Source organism: Microbacterium natoriense, assembly GCF_030816295.1.
GTDB classification, from domain to species: domain Bacteria; phylum Actinomycetota; class Actinomycetes; order Actinomycetales; family Microbacteriaceae; genus Microbacterium; species Microbacterium natoriense_A.
On sequence record NZ_JAUSXV010000001.1, the window covers coordinates 1,625,036 to 1,644,020 of the forward strand.

At 62.8% G+C, this 18,985-nt stretch carries 18 protein-coding genes; 10 read left to right on the forward strand and 8 right to left on the reverse strand.

Annotation, left to right across the window (positions count from 1 at the left end; translation table 11 throughout):
- Positions 1 to 11 precede the first annotated feature (11 nt).
- The 8 genes from QFZ53_RS07375 to QFZ53_RS07405 all read left to right on the forward strand — a co-directional run bounded on the left by QFZ53_RS07375 (position 12) and on the right by QFZ53_RS07405 (position 6,775).
- Complete coding sequence (locus QFZ53_RS07375; RefSeq protein ID WP_307295053.1) at positions 12 to 992, forward strand: FecCD family ABC transporter permease; 981 nt, start codon at positions 12 to 14, stop codon at positions 990 to 992.
- Positions 993 to 1,018: 26 nt separating this feature from the next.
- On the forward strand, positions 1,019 to 2,023 hold the full coding sequence (locus tag QFZ53_RS07380; protein ID WP_373426321.1) for a FecCD family ABC transporter permease: 1,005 nt from the start codon (positions 1,019 to 1,021) through the stop codon (positions 2,021 to 2,023).
- Between the two features lie 10 nt (positions 2,024 to 2,033).
- On the forward strand, positions 2,034 to 3,725 hold the full coding sequence (locus QFZ53_RS07385; protein WP_307295054.1) for an ATP-binding cassette domain-containing protein: 1,692 nt from the start codon (positions 2,034 to 2,036) through the stop codon (positions 3,723 to 3,725).
- Between the two features lie 229 nt (positions 3,726 to 3,954).
- Positions 3,955 to 5,145 carry an IS30 family transposase gene (locus tag QFZ53_RS07390; RefSeq protein WP_444916559.1) on the forward strand — a complete coding sequence of 397 codons (1,191 nt, stop codon included), beginning with the start codon at positions 3,955 to 3,957 and terminating at the stop codon, positions 5,143 to 5,145.
- 80 nt (positions 5,146 to 5,225) lie between these two features.
- Positions 5,226 to 5,627: a hypothetical protein gene (locus QFZ53_RS07395; protein WP_307295055.1), complete on the forward strand. Its 402-nt coding sequence runs from the start codon at positions 5,226 to 5,228 to the stop codon at positions 5,625 to 5,627.
- Positions 5,624 to 5,824, forward strand: coding sequence for a DUF2283 domain-containing protein (locus tag QFZ53_RS19850; RefSeq protein WP_373426252.1), 201 nt, complete (start codon positions 5,624 to 5,626; stop codon positions 5,822 to 5,824). The genes QFZ53_RS07395 and QFZ53_RS19850 overlap by 4 nt, the downstream gene beginning before the upstream one ends.
- A 71-nt stretch (positions 5,825 to 5,895) precedes the next feature.
- On the forward strand, positions 5,896 to 6,231 hold the full coding sequence (locus QFZ53_RS07400; RefSeq protein WP_307295057.1) for a hypothetical protein: 336 nt from the start codon (positions 5,896 to 5,898) through the stop codon (positions 6,229 to 6,231).
- Positions 6,232 to 6,388: 157 nt separating this feature from the next.
- Positions 6,389 to 6,775, forward strand: a complete 387-nt coding sequence (locus QFZ53_RS07405) for a M20/M25/M40 family metallo-hydrolase (protein ID WP_307295059.1) — start codon at positions 6,389 to 6,391, stop codon at positions 6,773 to 6,775.
- 211 nt (positions 6,776 to 6,986) lie between these two features.
- Here QFZ53_RS07405 and QFZ53_RS07410 read toward each other — a convergent pair whose 3' ends face one another.
- A complete protein-coding gene (locus QFZ53_RS07410; protein WP_307295060.1) occupies positions 6,987 to 9,464 on the reverse strand; it encodes a LuxR C-terminal-related transcriptional regulator in 2,478 nt (825 codons plus the stop codon).
- Between the two features lie 479 nt (positions 9,465 to 9,943).
- Here QFZ53_RS07410 and QFZ53_RS07415 point away from each other — a divergent pair, with 479 nt between their 5' ends.
- On the forward strand, positions 9,944 to 10,591 hold the full coding sequence (locus tag QFZ53_RS07415) for a response regulator transcription factor (RefSeq protein ID WP_307295061.1): 648 nt from the start codon (positions 9,944 to 9,946) through the stop codon (positions 10,589 to 10,591).
- A gap of 711 nt (positions 10,592 to 11,302) precedes the next feature.
- Here the strand turns inward: QFZ53_RS07415 and QFZ53_RS07420 are convergent.
- Positions 11,303 to 11,653 carry a hypothetical protein gene (locus tag QFZ53_RS07420; protein ID WP_307295062.1) on the reverse strand — a complete coding sequence of 117 codons (351 nt, stop codon included), beginning with the start codon at positions 11,651 to 11,653 and terminating at the stop codon, positions 11,303 to 11,305.
- Positions 11,654 to 11,669: 16 nt separating this feature from the next.
- Complete coding sequence (locus QFZ53_RS07425) at positions 11,670 to 12,500, reverse strand: hypothetical protein (protein ID WP_307295064.1); 831 nt, start codon at positions 12,498 to 12,500, stop codon at positions 11,670 to 11,672.
- Between the two features lie 1,461 nt (positions 12,501 to 13,961).
- On the opposite strand from QFZ53_RS07425, the gene QFZ53_RS07430 reads away from it, so the two are divergent.
- Positions 13,962 to 14,270 carry an integrase core domain-containing protein gene (locus QFZ53_RS07430; protein ID WP_307295065.1) on the forward strand — a complete coding sequence of 103 codons (309 nt, stop codon included), beginning with the start codon at positions 13,962 to 13,964 and terminating at the stop codon, positions 14,268 to 14,270.
- A 345-nt stretch (positions 14,271 to 14,615) separates the two neighbouring features.
- On the opposite strand, the gene QFZ53_RS07435 is transcribed toward QFZ53_RS07430, so the two are convergent.
- The 5 genes from QFZ53_RS07435 to QFZ53_RS07455 form a co-directional block, all read right to left on the reverse strand.
- Entirely contained in the window at positions 14,616 to 15,035 is a 420-nt protein-coding gene (locus QFZ53_RS07435) for a GNAT family N-acetyltransferase (RefSeq protein ID WP_307295067.1), read from the reverse strand.
- A gap of 762 nt (positions 15,036 to 15,797) precedes the next feature.
- Positions 15,798 to 16,994 carry a hypothetical protein gene (locus tag QFZ53_RS07440; protein ID WP_307295070.1) on the reverse strand — a complete coding sequence of 399 codons (1,197 nt, stop codon included), beginning with the start codon at positions 16,992 to 16,994 and terminating at the stop codon, positions 15,798 to 15,800.
- A gap of 560 nt (positions 16,995 to 17,554) precedes the next feature.
- Positions 17,555 to 17,803 carry a hypothetical protein gene (locus tag QFZ53_RS07445; RefSeq protein WP_307295071.1) on the reverse strand — a complete coding sequence of 83 codons (249 nt, stop codon included), beginning with the start codon at positions 17,801 to 17,803 and terminating at the stop codon, positions 17,555 to 17,557.
- Positions 17,804 to 17,839: 36 nt separating this feature from the next.
- A complete protein-coding gene (locus tag QFZ53_RS07450; protein WP_307295072.1) occupies positions 17,840 to 18,553 on the reverse strand; it encodes a hypothetical protein in 714 nt (237 codons plus the stop codon).
- Positions 18,554 to 18,679: 126 nt separating this feature from the next.
- Complete coding sequence (locus QFZ53_RS07455) at positions 18,680 to 18,814, reverse strand: hypothetical protein (RefSeq protein WP_307295073.1); 135 nt, start codon at positions 18,812 to 18,814, stop codon at positions 18,680 to 18,682.
- Positions 18,815 to 18,985 lie beyond the last annotated feature (171 nt).

Here is an 18,985-nt window from a genome sequence, read left to right on the forward strand (position 1 = left end):
GCCGTAGTGCGATGCTGCTCGTCGGTGCTACGGCTCTCACTATCGCCACGGCGATCGCGAGCTTGGGCGTCGGCTCGCATCCTCTCGTCCCGTCGGGAGTTGTTGACGCGCTCACTTCGTACGATCCGGCCAACAATGAGCACCTCGTCGTGGTCGCCTCACGGCTGCCCCGCACTGTGCTGGGCGTCGTTGTGGGCGCCGCGCTCGGGATCTCCGGGGCACTCATGCAATCTCTCACGCGCAACTCCCTCGCCGATGCGGGCGTCCTCGGAGTGAACGCGGGGGCGTCTTTGCTCGTCGTGATCGGTATCGCCTACTTCGGCGTCGCGTCGGTGGGCGGCTACATATGGTTGGCGTTCGCTGGGGCCGCCCTCGCCGCAGCACTGGTCTACTCGCTCGGCGCGGCTCACCACAGCGCGACGACCCCGGTACGCATTACCTTGGCGGGTACGGCCGTTGCGATCGCCATCTCTGGTGTGACACAGATGATCCTCATGAGCAATGAAACCGCATTCCAGTACTTCCGTTTTTGGGCCGTGGGGTCTCTCCAGGGGCGAGGTTTTGACATCATGCTCCCGGTGACGCCGTTCATCGTCGTCGGCGTGGTCATCGCTCTCCTGCTGAGCCATCCGCTCGATACGATCGCACTCGGCGACGGATCCGCCCGCTCTCTCGGCACCAGAGTGACCGCGACCCGCATCGCCGCCGCCATCGCGGTCGTGCTACTCGCCGGGGGAGCGACCGCGGCTGCCGGTCCAATCGGTTTCATCGGCTTGGCCGCCGCCCATATTGTGCGCCGCGTCACCGGTGATACCCACCGATGGCTACTCCCGTGCTCGATCGCGGTGGGGGCGGCGCTGCTGATAGGGGCCGACACCGTAGGGCGTGCACTGGCCGCCCCGGGCGAGCTCCAAAGCGGAATCGCCGCTGCGCTGCTGGGAAGTCCGCTGTTCATCGCTCTCGTCCGCTCACGGCAGGCGGGTTCGCTGTGAGCGGCATACTCTCCGCCGACGACATCGTGCGGATCGGGTCCTGGTCGATACGGGTAAACCGGCGCGCTGCCCGCACAACGGGTGTCCTGTCCGCCGCCGTGCTCATCGCACTGATCTCAAGCCTGTGTATCGGAACGATCATGCTCTCCCCGGGCGATCTCATCGACACCGTCATCGGGGACGTATTTCCCGCCACTGTGCGATCCGTATGGGCACGAAGGATGCCACGCGCGCTCACGGCTCTTCTCGTGGGTGCGGGTCTCGCGATGAGCGGCGCCATCTTCCAGTCACTCTCACGCAACCCTCTCGGCTCGCCCGACATTATCGGTTTCACCACTGGAGCGGCCACTGGAGCTGTCGCTCAGATCATCCTGTTCCACGGCGGCGTTCTCGAGACATCCATCGCCGCGATGGCTGGCGGGCTCGTCACCGCCAGCCTGGTTTACGTACTCGCTCGCCGCGACGGGATCAGCGGCGGAGTCCGACTAGTCCTGGTCGGCATGGGCGTAGGCGCTGCGATGGGGGCCATCACTGCTCTCCTGATGGTGCGCGCGGACATCAACGATGCGACGGTTGCGCAGCTCTGGTCCGCTGGCTCTCTCACCGGCCGCGGCTGGCCACACGTCACCATACTTTTGTTCGTGCTGCTCCTGCTCGTCCCCATGCTCATCAGCTGCGCACGCACAGTGTCATTCCTCGAGATGGGCGATGATGCCGCACGGTCGTTGGGCGTAAGCGCCGAACGTAACCGCGTCGTCGCCCTGATACTCGGCGTGGCCGCCGCCGCCGTGGCTGTCGCCGCCGCAGGACCGATCGCGTTCGTCGCTTTCGCTGCACCGCAGATCGCGCGACGCCTCGCTCCGGCCCCCGGAGTGCAGCTCGGTGTCTCCGCACTGACCGGCAGCCTGCTTCTGCTGCTCGCCGATCTCCTCGCCCAAAACCTTGAGATCGGCCTTCGTACGCCCGTAGGGCTGGTCACAAGCCTGCTCGGAGGTCTGTACTTACTGTGCCTACTCGCCCGACGCATCTGATAAGGAACCCATGAATCCTTCTACGCTCTCCGCCCATGGCCTGCGCCTTGGCTACGCCAAGCGCACGATCATCGATGGCCTGACGCTAGACCTACCTGTCGGAGGGTTCACCGTCATCGTCGGCCCGAACGGCTGTGGGAAGTCGACACTGCTGCGAGCACTCGGCCGCGTCATCCAGCCCCGTGCGGGATCCGTGACCCTCGATGGTGTAAATCTCTCCTCGATGCCTACTCGGCAGGTAGCCCAACAACTTGCGCTCCTTCCACAAGCCCCAATTGCGCCCGGGGCGATCACTGTCGGTGAGCTCGTCGCACGCGGCCGCAATCCCCACCAGAGCTTCCTTCGGCAGTGGTCAGAAGAAGATGAAACTGTGGTGGATGACGCGCTGCGCCAGGTGCAGCTGCGCGGACACACCGATCGGCTGGTCGAGCAACTCAGCGGTGGGCAACGGCAGCGGGTCTGGATTGCCATGGCTCTCGCTCAACAGACCCCCGTTCTTCTCCTAGACGAGCCGACGACCTACCTCGATATCGCCCATCAAATCGACGTCCTCGACCTGTGCGCCGAGCTGCACGAGGGCGGACGAACCCTGATCGCCGTGCTCCACGACCTCAATCTCGCAGCCCGTTACGCATCACACGTGGTCGCTATGCGCGACGGGGTCGTGATCGCTCAAGGGCCACCTGACCAGATCTTCACCACCGACCTCTTGCGCACAGTATTCGATCTGGACGCGCTCGTGTTCCCGGACCCCGAAACCGGTCGCCCACTCGTCGTGCCACGGAACCGCCGCGTCACCCGCCACCCTGCCCCTGAAATCCCACCTTCCCCCACAAAAGGAGTCCGTATGAACAAGAACACTGCACCGCTCGTGGATCGCACCCTCCCTCTCCACGAACAAGAGGCCGTCTTATCAAAGGATCACAACAGGGGATTGCACCACACACACGGCGTCGTCCGCGAAATCAACGAGGTCACACCGGAGCTGGTGCGCGTTGTGATGTACATCGCGGGGCTTGCCGGAGACCCGCAGTGGGAACGCCCCAACGTCTCCTTGCGTCTGCACCTCACAGATGGCGACTCGACCCTCTCTCGCGTCTACACTGTTCGACGGGCCGATATCGCGGAGGAAACGATCGAGGTCGATGTTGTACGCCACGGAGAATCAAGCCCGATGATGCGGTGGCTGGACCGGCTGCGCCTCGGCGACTACATCAGCCTGGTTGGCCCACGCCCGCACTTCCAGTTCCCCGACCTACGCGATCGCGAGCTACTAGCCTTCGCCGACGCGACCGCGATCCCCGCCCTCTTTTCCCTGCTCGAGCAAGCGCCCCCAGGCCTGCGCGGACACGTGTGGGTCGCAACGACCGACGAGACTGCCTTCGCGGAACTGCCCACCGTTGACGGCGTCAGCTTGACACGGCTTACCCCCGGAGCCGGCTATGCTGCACAGTTTGCCTCGTACGGCCCCAGAGCAAACATTGTCGTGTGGGGTGCCGGCGAACGCGATGAGATGCGAGCGGTGCGAACGCACTTCCGCACCACGGTCGGGCTCGATAAGGCCGATGTCGCCGTCTACGGGTACTGGAAACGCGGCGTCAGCAACACGGCCATCGATGAAGCGCGACTGCGGGCGTATGAGGCCGTCCTCCAGCAGGGGGGGACCGTCATCGAGATGGACGACCTCGCTCTCCCCATCTGAGTACGCTCGGTATAACGCAAAGCGGGCCCCGCGTACGCCCCGGGGCCCGCGGGTGCCCGGCAACTCCTGACCGGTCTCCGCAGTGGCGAGAAGGGGCATCCCCGTACTTCGTCTATATGCCCCTCCGATTGGGCTTGAATTTTTGTGATCGTTGCAACACCTGAGATGTTCAGGAGTCGCAGTGGAGTTCGAGATCAGGACTGACAAGTCGCCGCAGGGTCGGAAGAAGCTGCACGCGGAGCGCGCCGCGTACTTTGATCTCGTGTCGCACGGTGTGGGTTTCCGTGAGGCTGCGAGAATCGTCGGTGTGGGGTATCGCACGACGAAGCGGTGGCGCAACGGTGAGCAACGAAAGTATGAGCCCGGTGCGGCTGCGCGTCTCCCCATGAGACAGCGGTCGTACCGGGCTTCTTTGTCGTCCCGGTTCTTGTCGGAGGCCGATCGGATCTTCATCGCGGATAGCCTGCGCGCGAAGTGGTCGTTGCGGCGGATCGCCCGCGAGTTGGGCAGGCCGGCGTCGACGATCAGTCGGGAGGTGGCCCGCAACGCGCATCCTCGTTCGGGTGACTACCGGCCATACGCGGCCCACGATCGTGCGATGTCCAGGCTGCCGCGTCCGAAACGCGGGAAGATCGCAGGCAACCCGGAGCTGCGCGAGTTCATCCAGCGCAGACTAGAGATCCGATGGAGCCCCGAGCAGATTGCGAACGCGCTGCGCCGAGAGTTCCCTGACCGGCCGGAGATGCGCGTGTCCCACGAGACGATCTACCTCGCCCTCTACGTCCAAGGCCGTGGGGAGCTGCGCCGCGAGCTGCACAAGGAGCTACGCACCGGGCGGGCCAGGCGCAAGAACCGCAAACAAGCACAGCAGCGCCAGCCTCGCTACCGCGACCCGATGGTGATGATCTCCGAACGCCCCGCAGAAGCAGCCGACAGGGCCGTCCCGGGCCACTGGGAAGGCGACCTCATCATTGGACGGAACGGGAAGTCCGCGATCGCGACACTCGTCGAACGGGCCAGCCGATACACGATGCTCGTCCACCTGCCCGAAGATCGCGGCGCCCTGACCGTCAGCGCCGCCCTCGTCCGCGTCATGCACACCCTGCCGGCGACACTGCGTCGCTCGCTCACCTGGGACCAGGGCAGCGAGATGGGCAAGCACCGCGCGTTAACCCTCGCCACCGGTATGCCTGTCTACTTCTGCGACCCGGCATCTCCCTGGCAACGCGGGTCGAACGAGAACACCAACGGGCTGCTCCGCCAGTACTTCCCGAAGGGCACCGACCTCACCCAGCACACACCCGAAACCCTCGAACTCGTCGCGCACGAGCTCAACACCCGGCCACGCAAGACCCTTCACTGGCACACTCCCGCGCAACGGCTGGCGTCGCTGCTGGAAGACTCGGCCGTTGCAGCGTAGACGAAGGTCTAGTATCGCTTCTTGTACTCGGTTTAATAATCTCGAAGTCCCGATAGGGATCATTAGAACCGGAGGCATGAATGTTCCAGAAGATCAAGAAGATGACTGCAGTGGCGACAGTGGGGATCGTTGTGGGGGGAGTCTTTCCGCTTGCTTCCCAGGCGGCTTACGCGTCTGCGGCACCCACCGCCGTGGCAACGGAGGCGAAGATGTCTCGTGGGCCGATCATGGTCAAGCAGTTCTGGTCCGCTATCTTGCGTCTCTTCATTACGATCTCCAAGCACGCGAGCGATCGCATGCGGCAGTACGGCATCTCGGACAGGCTGCTGCAGCAGATCCTCAACGAAGGCAGAGTCGTCGGGCAGGGTGGCGGTGTCACCAAGATTCGTTTCGGTCAGTGGGAGGCGAGGGTCAACTCCTCAACCGGGAATGTGATTACAGTTATCAAGAACACATCGGGCGGATCGAGCGGTGGGCGATGACAAGAGCACTCAATTTCGAGTATGACCCCGAGTCCGACGCGGCGTACATTCGGCTCCGTTCGGCTCCGATCGACCACACCGTTGATCTCGAACAGGTTGCGCTCCAGCTGCCAGTCCTCGTGGATATCGATAGCGATGGGCGAGTGCTCGGGTTCGAGATCCTCTCCGTCAGCACAACGGTTGGGCCGCAGGCTTGAGGAGACGTCATGTTGCCCCGCTGCTCCTCTCCGCGCTCGCGATCACCAGTTGCGCGCCCGCCGGCGAGGAGATGATCCTCGCAGATGCCAGCGAGGGAACGGCACGTGTCGAATGGACCGACAAAGCTTCTCATAGCTGGACTCTCGTCAAGAACGAGCCCGACTGGGTGCTAGAGGGGAACGTATGTGGCGAGCTCCGGGTGATTCTCACCCGCGGTGAGGATCGAACAGTTTCTGTTGCAAGCTCGTCAAGTGACGCCAGTTGCGCCGACGTATCAGCGGAAGCGCGGGAATGGACCGAGATGATCTTCTCTGATCCCGCCAGCAGGTGGGAGTACGACCAGGGCTTCCTCACCATCCACACCAACGAACGACAGCTCTCTTTCGATCGAAGCGATCGCGACTAGCAGCCGCTCAACGACAAATACGCGGCCTCTTCCCGAACTCGGGGAAGAGGCCGCGTACTGTTCAATGCGGGTCGTGTTGCAACGATCATCAGAATTCGCCGGGTGGTGCCCCGGGGGGGGGGGGGGGGGGGGGGCGAGGAACTGGCCGTCCGCGAGCGTGAATGTTGCGACGCAGGATCAGACGGCGACCACGACATACACCGCGGCCCGTGGCTGCACCGCTCAGGCTGTATACCCGGTCACGATCAACGACGATCACACGACGGCCGAGACACTGGCCTGGCTGGGCGAGCAGTTCGGCGGGCAGCGCGTCCAGACGCTGCCCAACCCCGGTATGGGGTCGGAGGACTTCTCCTTCGTGCTCAACGAAGTCCCCGGTACTTTCGTGATGCTTGCGACCACACCTCCCGATATCGACGCCGACACCACCGAATTCAGCCACTCGCCACGTGTGTACTTCGATGATGCGGTGCTCGGCGATCAGACTGCCGCCCTCGCGAATCTCGCCTGGCCCAAACTCGCATCTGACGCCGATCCCGAGTGAGCCGGGGACTGCCCGATCGTCCTGACGGACCGGCGAACAACCGGTCATCGATCTGCGAGGGTCTGTTACTTGGCCAGGAGCGGGACGATTCGAGTGGAGTCGGCGCGTCCTTCCCGAGTAGGCGTGAGCGGATAGACCATCACGGCTCCCGAACGCACAGTGAGGTCGACCTCCGCCCCGGGGGCGGCGCGGCCGCAGTTAAAGGGAAGGCTTACGCTTTAGTGCGACGAAGATACTCAGCCAGTTCGACCCGATTGGCAGTGTGGGTTTTCCGCAGGGCATTCGCGACGTGATTCTCGACCGTGCGGCGGCTGATCCCCAGCCGTTCCGCGATCTCAGGATTGGATAGCTCTCCGACTAGGAGCCCGACCTCACGTTCCCGGGTACTGATTGTTGCCGGCGGAGTTGATGCGATCGTCGACTGGAGGCTGGTGGCTTCGAAGAACTCGTGGAGAACTGTATGCAGGAACGTTGCGAAGGACACCTCACCGTCGCGGGTCGCTTCGCGTGCACGGGATCCCACGACTCTCATCAGAAGGTCATGATCGTCGCCGATGGTGAGGCGAGTCAACCAGGTCGAGATCGCTTCCATGTCCTTCTGCCGCAACAGCCGGGCCAATTCCAGGGTGTTCTTGTAGATGGGAAGTGGCGAGTGTTCTAGCGCGCGTTGCAACCCATCAACGAGGCCGTCTCCCCACGAGATTGTGAGGAGGATCGCTGCGGATTGCGCGGCGCCGACATTGAAGCCGCGGTCGAGACGGTCGTCGATGAGCGCGACCATGCGGTTAACGAGTGCGGTGGTATCGGCGGTGCTCTCGAGGAAGAGGAGCGGCATGTCCATGCCCATCGCGAGGAAAGGCCCTGTGTCGGGAGAGGACTCCGAAGCTTCCCGCAAGAGGTCATCCCGTAAGGCGCTCCGACCGCTGAAATGTGCGGTCATGGCTTGCATCACGAGCACCGCTCCCTGAATGGTGCCCAGACCCAGACCAGGGCGACCGATCACACTCGCCTCGTTGAGGAGACGTTCAGACAGCTTCATGTCGCCGAGGTGCGACGCTGCGAGCGTGCCGACGTAAGAGAAGACGCAGTACGCATCACGGTTGAGTGCTACGCGAGCTGCTTCTCGCTGAGCTAGCGCCATGTCCAGCGATGCCCGGGCCTGCCCTTCCATCAACAAGATCGCTGTTTTGACAAAGGAAGAGATCAGCGGCCATTTGGAGTGAGCGGGCGGGGCGCTAAGCAGAGCCCGCAAGAATGCCATATCGCCACGAATGAGCGCGGCCACGATCCGCCAGGTGAGGACGTTCTCACTTGATGCGGGTTCATCGGGGCGCAGCCTCGGCGCAGGGCAGCCAGCGAAGGTAGTTGTGACATCAAAGATGAAACGAATCGCCGGAGCGTCTTGGGGGGCGGAGGCGATGAGAGTGTCGAGACGTTGGAGGGCGGTACGACGATCCCTCGCTTCGAAGAGCAACCACTGCACGTGTTGAAATCCGAGCAGCATATCCTCCCTCGACGGTTGCGTCGTCGGGAGGGGGGTGTCGGCGAACACCTGACGGAGGCGCTCGCGCTGCTGGCCCAGTCCTGACGCCGCGTAGACGAAGGCAAGAGCTGTGGCCGAGGTCGGCGAGATCCGCCAGCGTCGATAGGTCTGATCGCTCTTGTGCTCGTCATGTGCTGCAAACTCGCGGGCGAGCTGGACAGCGTCGGCGGCAGCGGGGGAGGCCATGGTTGCTGGTTCTGTAGTGCCGTCTGTGGGCTGTGCCATTTCGTGGAGGGCTCTGAAATCTGGAGAGATGGCGGCTTTGATTCGTCGGGCCAGGATTGGCGGCCAGGCTTGCAACAGGCCATTCTCGGCACCAGAGACGACGCTCGCAAACCGAAGCTCTAGGACGCGGCGCACGAGCGCCGGCGGAAAGGTGCTCAGAGGAATCGACGAAGTGTGCACGGGGCCTTGCAAAGCGAGCCACTGGACGAACTTGTACTGATCAGGTTCCAGCTCGCTCAGAGTTCCGTCGATCAAGGGCGCAAGGTGGGCGCTCCAGAGGTCCGCACCGGTCAAGTGCCATACGCCGCCCTCGAGCTGCAGTGCCCCAGTGAGGCGGGCGCTATCGGCGACGGCTGCGACCATGCCGACAGCGCCGCCCGTGAGTGCGTAGATACTCGTCACCGCTGCGAGGTTCGCTGGTCCGCCAAGTGCGGAGTGCACCAGCATCGTACACTCCGCAAAACTCAGCTCCGACAGCTTCACCAGCGTCTCAGGCCAACACGGGGGGAAGTCTCTGTGCCGATTAACTCCGGCAGGCTCGACAGCGACGAAGCGCAGACCGAGCCGATCGCGGAGCAGAGCCAACGCCTGAAGCGAAAGCGTGTCCATGAGATGAATGTCGTCGAGTAGTAGAACGGTGCGTGGATCCACGCCGACGCTGAGCTGATCGACCATGCCGGTGACAGTGCGGCTACGCAGCGCGAGCCCGAGCGCTCCGGCGAACTGTTCGAGCCCGTAACCAGGTTGCCCGGAAGCAATAGGGTCCCCCTTGAGCGCGATCGCGGGAATCCCAGACGCTTCTAATTGTTGAGCGACCGCACGGACCACTGTGCTCTTGCCGCTCAGTCGGGCGCCAACGAGGCGCACATGCCGAGCTGAACGGATCGCTTCCACAACGGAGTGGACGGTGGTGGTGAACATGGCAAGTCCTTCCAGTGCACCTATGCTCATCGCAGCGGTTGGAAGGCTACTGGTGAGCAAAGAGGTCGACGATGTAAGTAGTGCCGCTGCTGGGCGAGAAGAGGGCTGCGGCGGCCCACCCGGGGAGGGGAGACGCCCGCCGCAGCCCTGCGATGTGACGCCGTCGTCGACACGGTGGGGAGTTGGGGAGACAACTCGTGTCGACCGCCAGCCAGGGAAGCTGGGCTGTTGCGTCACAAACGAATCTAATGAGCGTAGGAGGCTCGTGAGTACTCGGGGCGGCCAACTGAGTGTTTAGTCGGGTCGAATATGAGTGGAGCTCGCCCTGCACTCACGGCATCCTCACTCACCGTGCTCGGATGTAGCCACTCAAATTAGCTCGAGAACGCGTGGAAACGTGGCATACGACGCACGCTGGTGCCGGGGCGCGCTCTGATGGGCGGTAGTACGACGGAACCAACGAGGAGCGAGGCCAACCCATGCGAGAGAAATTCCACGACGTGTTTGTTGTCTCGGAGGAGTTTTCTGTTGCGGTTGCCCTCGCTCATCTGCTCGCCGAAGACGCTTGCCTTAACGTGTCGATGGATCTTCGAGGCGACCGTGCCTCACGCCTGGGCCGCGCTCCTGATGAGTGCTCGGTATTCGTTGTCGATATTGCGACGTCTCCTATCGAGGGTGGAGACTACGACATGGGAGGCAAGCCCTCGGCGCGCTCCATCGTGGCGATAGTGCCCGACGGGGAACGCAAAACCCTCGGTCCGCTGCTCAACATTGGAGTGCAGGGTCTCGTGGCGCGTGACGAACCTCCGGAGGAACTACGTCGTGCGGTGCATGAGGTCGCTTCAGGGCGCGCCTTCGTGTCTCAATCCGTGTTGGCTGAACTCCTCGATCACGTTGTCGAGTGCCACAGCTACATGGAGGCGTCCCCTGCATGGGAGATGTCGCTGGCTCCACGAGAACGAGAAGTCGTTCATCTCTTGACCTCCGGAATGACAAACCGTGAAATTGCCGGGGCGCTCGGGATATCAGAGGCCACGGTGAAATCTCATCTTGGCCGTGTGATGACCAAATGGGATGCGAGAGACCGGCTCCAAGTCGTACTGCGTGCCATCGGACATCGCGTCTGAAAGCAGACATCCGGCCCGAGAATTACGCGGACGTTTGGTTGCAGGGGTGGCAGCGTCCGATCCGTGTCGCGGGGAATCGCGATCCGGAGGTCACGCTCGCGCAGAGCGCGAAGAACTTCGGCATCCATGTCGGCATTCTCGACAAGTGGGTGCGTCAAGCGCGGATCGAGACTGGCGAGCAGCTCGGCGAGACGAAGTCGGAGTCCGCGGAGCTTCGTGAGCTCCGCAAGCGTGACCGTCTCCTCGAGCAGAGGCCGAGGTTCTGCGACGCGCGACCGCGTATCTGTCTCAGGCTCATCTGCCGGGAAAAGGCTCTACCCGCTCGTGAGCGAGCTCGCCTCGGACTGGATTCCAATGGAGGTGTGGTGCCGGGTATCGAAGCACGCTCGCAGCATTACCGCTGGCTGCGCAACACCGTGAGATTCAGCGGGAGCTAGACGAGGCGTATCGCGCGAATGCGCTTTCGACGCGCATCGCGACGATCCCGAGTTCGGGTATCGGCTCCTCGCCGACGAAGCCCGCGCAGAGGGCGGGGAGGCGATGTCGGATCAGATGGCATGGCGGATCGTGTCATCGAATGGTTGGTGAAGCGCGTGGGGAAAGGCGAATTCAGTTGCACTTTGTGGTTCCCCAGACCGCGAGAGCCTAGCCGGATGATACGACGAAGGGGCGACCGGATGTTATTCGGTCGCCCTTCATCGTTGACTGATTTTACTGTTCCTCATCTATGAAGAGCCGGTGATGCCGCTTGGGGAAGAACGCCAGAACTAGGCGACGTCCGAAGCGCTCGTTCCTCAACGCGGGGTCGTCGGTGCTTGCTCCTGCCGTGGTGAGGAGCGTGGTTAGGACTGCGACGATTGCGAAGATGGGACCGATCCACGGGGCGCGGGCCCCAGCTACGATGCCCGCAACAATTACTGATGCAACGATGAGGAGAGCTGCTATCAGACCGATTGCCTTGTGTCGGTTCGAGCGCGTGATTCCTAGGATCAAGCCGGCACTGCCGGCCAGCCCCGCGGTGAGCACGTAGGCGAGAATCTCAACGTTGCTTCCAAGATCCATCAGTACGACTCCGTCTTTAGCAAGGAAGCCTCCAGATTACGCCGGGAATCGGAGCAGCGGTGAAGAAGAGGCATGTCTTGGGGCTGTCGCCCTGGGCGATATTTGCCTGAGCCACGATGTAGGATCCAAAGACGGCGCACGCGATCGCCACCTTCGGAAGCTTGTTCGTGAAGGTGGCACACATGCCCAGTGCTGCTGCGTAGTCGCGAACGCGAGAGGTCTCGGCGCGGGTGAGTTTCATTCCCCACGCAGGACCAGCCCACATCCAAGTGGGATCGGCGACTACCGGGTACACAGTTGATGCGTCCGGAGTCACAACCTGGAATAATTCGTCCCCTCGGATCTCGTAACCGGTTTGAACGGGTTGTCCGCTAACGTCCCTTGCCCAGGGGGCACCGACTGGAACAACGTTGCCGGAGTCATCGACGAACACGACCTCGCCGGTATCACTCTGGTAGGGGTGGTAACCGTCCATTTGGTATCCGAACTCGTGAGCGCTGTCCGCGGTCCCGATCACCGTCTGGATACGAGTTGATCCGTCTGCGAGTGTCTGAACGGCGACGGCATCGCCCGAATCGTCGTTGGCTGCGTAGACGACTGTCCCGTCGTTGGCAACAACACCATCGCCAACCGAAACCTCATCAGGGAGCTCGATCCTCGCAGCCTGTTCTCCCTCCGCAGTCGGTCTCGTGACGACGATGGCACTGTCTGATGACAGCGGGACAGCAGACTCGATATCACCGACGCTCGTTACAAGCTGACCAGCGGAAATCTCACCAGGACTGGACAGGTCCGTTGCTGGTGTCGCGGCTTCGATCGCCGCGGCCACCCGTTCGACATTACTCACGGAGCTATCGTCCGCATAAGCGGGGGAAACCATCGTCGCCGTGAGAGCCGCAACGGCCGTGAGCGAGCCGATGAGCCGGAGGAGCTTTCTTCGCAACATTTCGCACCCGTTCTGGTCCGGGCAATCTGCCTGGGTGGCCTCACTCTAAAGTTCGAGCGGTGCCTCTGTCTGCCATCTTTTGGATGAAATCGGAGGCCCTCGCGTGCCGGGGTGAGCACCGGATGGAGTCAACTTGACTGAATAGCGAGTGCCATCATCGACGGGCGTATTGCGACGACCCCGGTCACAGCGGGAGCCTCGCAGATGAGTATCGACATGATTCGGCACATTCTGATCATGGCCGGCCCCTGGGGAGCGTGCTCGTGATGTCTCGGTATCGGGTGATGAGATCGTTCCACGGATGTCACGAAACTCGCACAGGAAGGGGAGCGTTCATGCCGCTCGCGATCGCTGGCCCGTCCTATCTCGGGCGCGAGCCGCTGGTATCGATCCGGGCGAGGTCCCCGTGGCGGCATCGGCCCACCAACTGCACGCGAAGCCGCAGCGCGACCACGCACCAGGCACTGATCGCACAGCTCGAGGCAGAGTGCGGCGGCTGGGTGGTCAGGGCACGGTACCGACGCTTGTCGGCGTCGCCTCGCCAGTCGCAGGTTCTGACCGTAGGGGCGTTCGTGTTGATCGAGTACTGATTTGCGCGTGCATGTGTCTCATCTCCCATAGATCCCTCCGGAGAACATCGACGTGTCCGCAGCGGGGGTTTACGATGGTCGCCCTGTCGTGACTGACTGTGCCAGCTTTGAGGGAGTATCCGCCGGAGTTGCGGGAGCGAGCGGCGAGGCTCGTGCAGGAAGCGTGGAAGGAAGATCCGGAGTTGTCTGGGAACCAGGCAGTGATCCGGGTCGGGCAGCGCGTCGGGGTGAGTCCTGACACGTTGCGGGTTGGTTCAAGCAGGCTCAGATAGACGCGGGAGAGCGTCCCGGGGCGACCAACGATGGGCAGGGGATTAAGCAGCTTGAGGCGGAAGCGCGTGAGCTGAAGCTGGAGAACGAGATTCTGCTCGCTGCGTCGCGAGGGCATCATCGTCGCCCGGTGCAAGGTGGAGCGCCTCCTGCGTCAGCAGAGTTTGCGTGGCATCCGCAGAGGCAAGCAGTTCATCACCACCCGCCCTGACTCCTCCGCGCCGCGGGCAGAGGATCACGTCAAGCGCGAGTTCCACGCTGACTGACCAAACGAGCTCTGGGTGGTCGACTCCACGTATGTGCCGACGTGGTCGGGGATGGCTTTCACCGCGTTCGTCACCGACGCGTCCGCACGCCGTATCGTCGGCTGGAGAACAATGTCGAAGATGCCGACCGACCTGCCGCTGGACGCGTTCGAGAGGGTACTCTGGGTTCGGGATCGGCCCGCGAGGAAATCACCGGCGTCAATCAATACTCGAACGCGGGACCTGAATACACGGCGTTGCGTTACACCGAGCGGTACGCGGACGTCGGTGCGATCGCGTCGATCGGGACCGTCGGCGACAGCTACGACAACGCCCTCGCAGAGAGCGTCGTCGGCCTCTACAAGACTGAGCGCGTGAAGATCGACGGCCCGTTCCGCGGCGCCGACGACCTCGAACTCGCCACGCTCTCCTGGGCGCATTGGTTCAACGAGAACCAGCTGCACTCCTCGATCGGATACCGCACACCCATCGAGAAGGAGAACGAGTACTACCGTGAGACGAACTCCCTTCGCCAGCCGACGCCGGGAGAACTCGCCCTCCACTAACCCGGGGCGATTCAAGACGCGGTGCGCCGCCTTGTCCACCCGATCATCCACCCGACAGCGCTTCCCACTAGCGCAGCGCTGAGAGATCATGACTCGGCAGCTGCGCCGAGCATCTACATCGCCGTAAGACTCCCGCTCCAAGATTGCGTCGCCGCCTGGCACGTGTACCACCGAGCTCGCGCCTTGGGCTACGGCACGCCCCTGGATTTCCGCGCATAGTCGACATATCGCTCAGGTCTGCAAACGCGCGAAACGATGCCCCGGCTTCGATATTCATCCCAAGGCCAGGACCGAAGCGCGAGTGCTCACGAACGTCGGAAGACGCAGCGCCTCCAGAGTGCAGCGTCACGAACGCATTCTGGCCATGAACTGAGAAGGAACGGGTAGTTCCGAGAAGCCGTACTGCTCATAAAGTCCGTGAGCATCCGCCGTCGCAAGGAGCGTTCGGCGCAACCCTAACGGCTCCAAATCGCTGATGACGCCAGCCATCAGCATCTTTCCGACGCCGGCGCCTCGTACTTCTGGGACCACGAACACATCGCAGAGCCACGCGAACGTGACGCCATCGGTGACGACTCGGGCGTACGCGACTTGCTCCCCGGAGTCCTCGCGCCACACCCCATAATTGCGCGACGCGTCAATGGCGGCGTCCTGCACGGATCGCGGCCGGCCCACCGCCCAATATGAGGCCTCAGACAGCCACTGGTGCACAAGCGGTCGGTCGATCTTGTGTCGCTCATTCGAGAAGAAGTACGGATTGGCCATATTCGATGGTACCTGAACCGTTCCCGGTACTTTGTCGCTCCTATGCGGGTGTCATCACCGGGCGGGATGGTATGCCGTCGATGGTCGAGTGCAGGCGTCTCACGTTGTACCAATCGATCCATCGATTCGACCGCGATAACAGCGGAGGCGATCATGACGAACACGCGATCGAACACGCAGCGGGCAGTGAACCCGTTCTTCGTCGACAGCTCAGACCACTCGTTCTGAGCGCGGCAGGTAGGAGGGCAGACGACGTCGAGCCGAGCGATCCTTTTGTGCTTGAACTGCTCCGCGTACAGGTCTCGCTCTTCCCGAACCCCGAAACCAAGTTCCGGAGGCTCGGGAAGAATCGCCCATGGTTGGACCTCTCGAAAATGGACGTCTATCACGGGCTGCGATCCGGCCTTTCAGCATCAGCTTTAGCAACACGCCCTAGCGGTGCGCACGAGTGACGGCGATCATGGGGACGCCGCGCAGAGGCGGAAGCGTCCCCAAGAGAGACGCATTTTGGGGCGTCAGATTATCTACTTCGATCGGGCCTTACTGTGAGCGCTGTTGCGAGCGATACGGCGGTGAGGCCGAGGACTCCCGTTGCGAGCAGGGCAACGCCTGCCGGCCACACGACGATTCTTGACGCTTCGTATGTGTGAGCGCCGAATTCCGCCCACACATCTACTTGTGCCATGACGGTCAGCACGATCCCTAGTATCAGGGAAGCGCTGGGGATTCCCCATGCCAGCATCCAGGCCAAGGTCCGAGCGTTCATTTACTGACCGCGAATCCGACGACGGGGCTGAACGCGGTCAAGGTGCCGGATGTGGAGTCGATTCGCCAGTTTGGAGTCTTCATGCCGAGTGTCTTGTATCCGGTCCACTTTTGTACCTTGTAGGTGACGCGGGTTCCGACTGCCCAAGCTTTGTATGTTGTTCCCGCAGCTGCCTTGCCTGATGTCCAAGTTACAGTCCCGGTGACGGACTTTGACGCGTTGAACCCGATACCTGCGCTGACGTCTCCCACGGTGGCTCCCAGGCTCGTCTGGATCGACGTGGAGACGGAGTAGGAGTTGGAGCAGGTGCCACCGCCGGCACCCGCTTGAATCTTGCAGATGCCGAGCTGTCTTGCCTTGTTGGTCCAGTTCTTTGTCGGGACCAGGTCGATGACTGTGTACTTCGTGTACTTCACGCTTACTGCCGGGTCTGCCACTACCGGATAGGTGGCCGATGGCACGGACGCCGTGTCGACGATTTGGGTGAGTTTGTTACCGTCGAGCTCGAAACGAGTCGGGATGTCCTGTCCGTTGGCGTCTTTCGCCCAAGGTGGCGCCACGATAGCGACTTCCTTGCCCGCGGCGCTCAGCACGCCGACTCCGCCGTCAGGGAGCGGGGACATCGAACCTCCTGAGTCCGCGGTCACGCCGTAGACAAACGAAGTGGGGGACGAGGCGTCATTGATGACGCTCAACACCTGAAGAACTCCGTTGCTTCGGACAACGGGAACAATGCTCGATCCGTCGTTGAGATCGTGGGTGATGGTCGCGATGTCCGGGACGGTCCTTGTCGAGCCGTCGCCTTGGGGCAGGATGAGCTCGATGGTTGTCCCTGCCTCCGACTCGACGGTCACCGGCCTTGACAGATCCGCGGGAATGACCGCGGTCACCTCATCGATCTGAGCGATAGTTGCATCGCCGCTCCCGTCTTCTCCTGCGGCGGCATCCAGGACGATCTCATCGACGAGATCAGCTTGCTGCGCTACCTCTTCAGCTGATGCAGGAGTGCCGCCAACTGCGGCGGTCCCATCTGGTGTGGAAATCGGAGAGGTCGGGACGGCGTCTTGCAGCAGGCCCCCCTGGACGTTCTGCAGGGCCTCGGTGACGTCCGGCGTGGTAACAAGCCCGTCGCCGGCCTGCGTGTCTGCCCGGGCAGACGGGCCGGCGAACGCGATGCTGGCGGCGATCGTCACGACTGAAGTGACGATCGCGAGCACCGGGAGCCCGCTGAGTCGATGTGCTCGCAGAGCCGTGGACTGATTGTTGTGCGTCACATGTCCCCCTGGAAATGACCGGTGCTGGACGATCCGGCACTGTGGTTAGGCAAACCTATCTACGCGTCACCAGGCCTGTCTATCCTCCAAACGGTGGACAACACCGCAGCGTGCATATGCGCGAAGCGCACTCTGACGGCGTGTCAACTGCAGCCGAGGCATGTACACGAAGGCGCTCAACGACGGTGGTCCGTTTCCTATCTCCATGCTTTTTATCACCGTGCCCGAGGGATCGGTTGTCGTTGACCAACTCCATACGTGCGGGTGGGCTCCCTATGCCGGAAGACCGACCGAGGACTATGGGGCCGAGATCCGGATCATGCCGGACCACCTGACCGTCGTCCTCGGCAGTGAAGTCGTGTTGCACGACGGCGCCGGCGACCCGGTTTCTCCTCCTGGATGGTGGGAAGCCGTCAGTTTCTTTCGCCGCAGTCGCGCACGAACAGCTAAGCCCATAGGCGATCGAAGAGCCCCCCGCGTCAACCTGTCTGGATATGAAGCTTATCGCTTTGAGGACTAATCCTCCTGGCGTCGTGCCGGCCCTCGCCGGCCTCCACGACCGCAACCCGGGTGATCATGCCGGAGCGCATGTGGTTGCAGTGGATCGATCCCAGCGTGGTCAGTGACCAGGCGCTCGTCGATGAGGCCGCGCGCGCGGCGTCGCGGAAGCCGAGCAGTTGCGGATCGACCAGGTGCGCCCGTTCGGCACGACGGACGACGGGCCACACCTGCTCCAGCCGGTCAGCGATTAGGACCGCGTCAACCTACTGCGCGGGCCCGGCCTCAGCGTCGCACTGCGCCTTGATTCGCTTCACCGCCTCGATGGGGAGCGTGCCCCGCTGCCCGACGACCCATCGACGAGATCTGAGCCCGATGAGACGGTTCATGTTGACGTCCTCGGGGAGATCGTCGCCGATCACGAGGAGTTGTGTGGGGGACAGCGGAAACGCGATGGAGGTGGGCTCTTGGCCGCCGCCGAGAGCAAAGAGAAGCACCGCCCCGTCGCCGGTCCATAGTCCCTCGAAGGGGTAGATTTTCCACGCTCGCTGCTCGAGTTCGAGAGACGTTAGGCGCAGCGTGTCGGGATGATCGTGGGCGAGCGACAGCAGATCTCCGTAGTTCAGCTCCGCTTCCTGGACGCTCTCGTCATCGATGAACAGCAGCGCCGGTTGCCGGGCGCTGACGCGGTTGGCGTAGCGGCCGCGGTGAAGATGCATATCGAGGAACGCGATCACGGCCGTCAAGTCGGGCCGGCTCATTTCCTCGCCCGCACGGAGCTTGCGAATCGCCGCGATACCGCTGCCCTCGATGACGCTGAACGCGCCTTCGAGATCGTGCCGGAACGCGTTGGGGTCGTAATCGTAACTGACGACGGAGGCATCTCCGATCGCGGACGGATATCCGCGGCCTTCGTCCACGTCGAGCACGTCGACGACGTTGCGCTCGTCTGCCCAAGCCTTGATGTACGACTTGGTCACCCTGCGTCCGCGTCGCACTCCGGAGGTCGAGCGACCGTAATCCTTGGCGCCGCTCGATGCTTCCGGGAATGTGCTCGTCATGACGTCAGGATAGGGGCCCTGACCACTCGGCGCCGGGGAGACCTGTCAATAGAACTGTGCCGGGAATGTCGTGCCCACGAAGACGTAGTCGAGTTTCGCGAACGCCTCCGATCGCCTGCCGGCTTTCTCGAGCTCGATGGCGTCTGCAACGCGCTTCGCATCGGCGGCGATGCTCGCCACGGCGAGCGAGTGGTAGCTCTCTCCGTCGATGCGGCCCGGAAGTGGACAGTGAGGCCCGTCGGGTCGTTCATATCGGCGAGGTTGTTTCTAGCCAGGCCGCCCATCATGTAGGCGAAGTCGAGGTAGGGGATAAAAAGACGATTCAGTCGCCATCCGTTGCGCCGCTCGCTT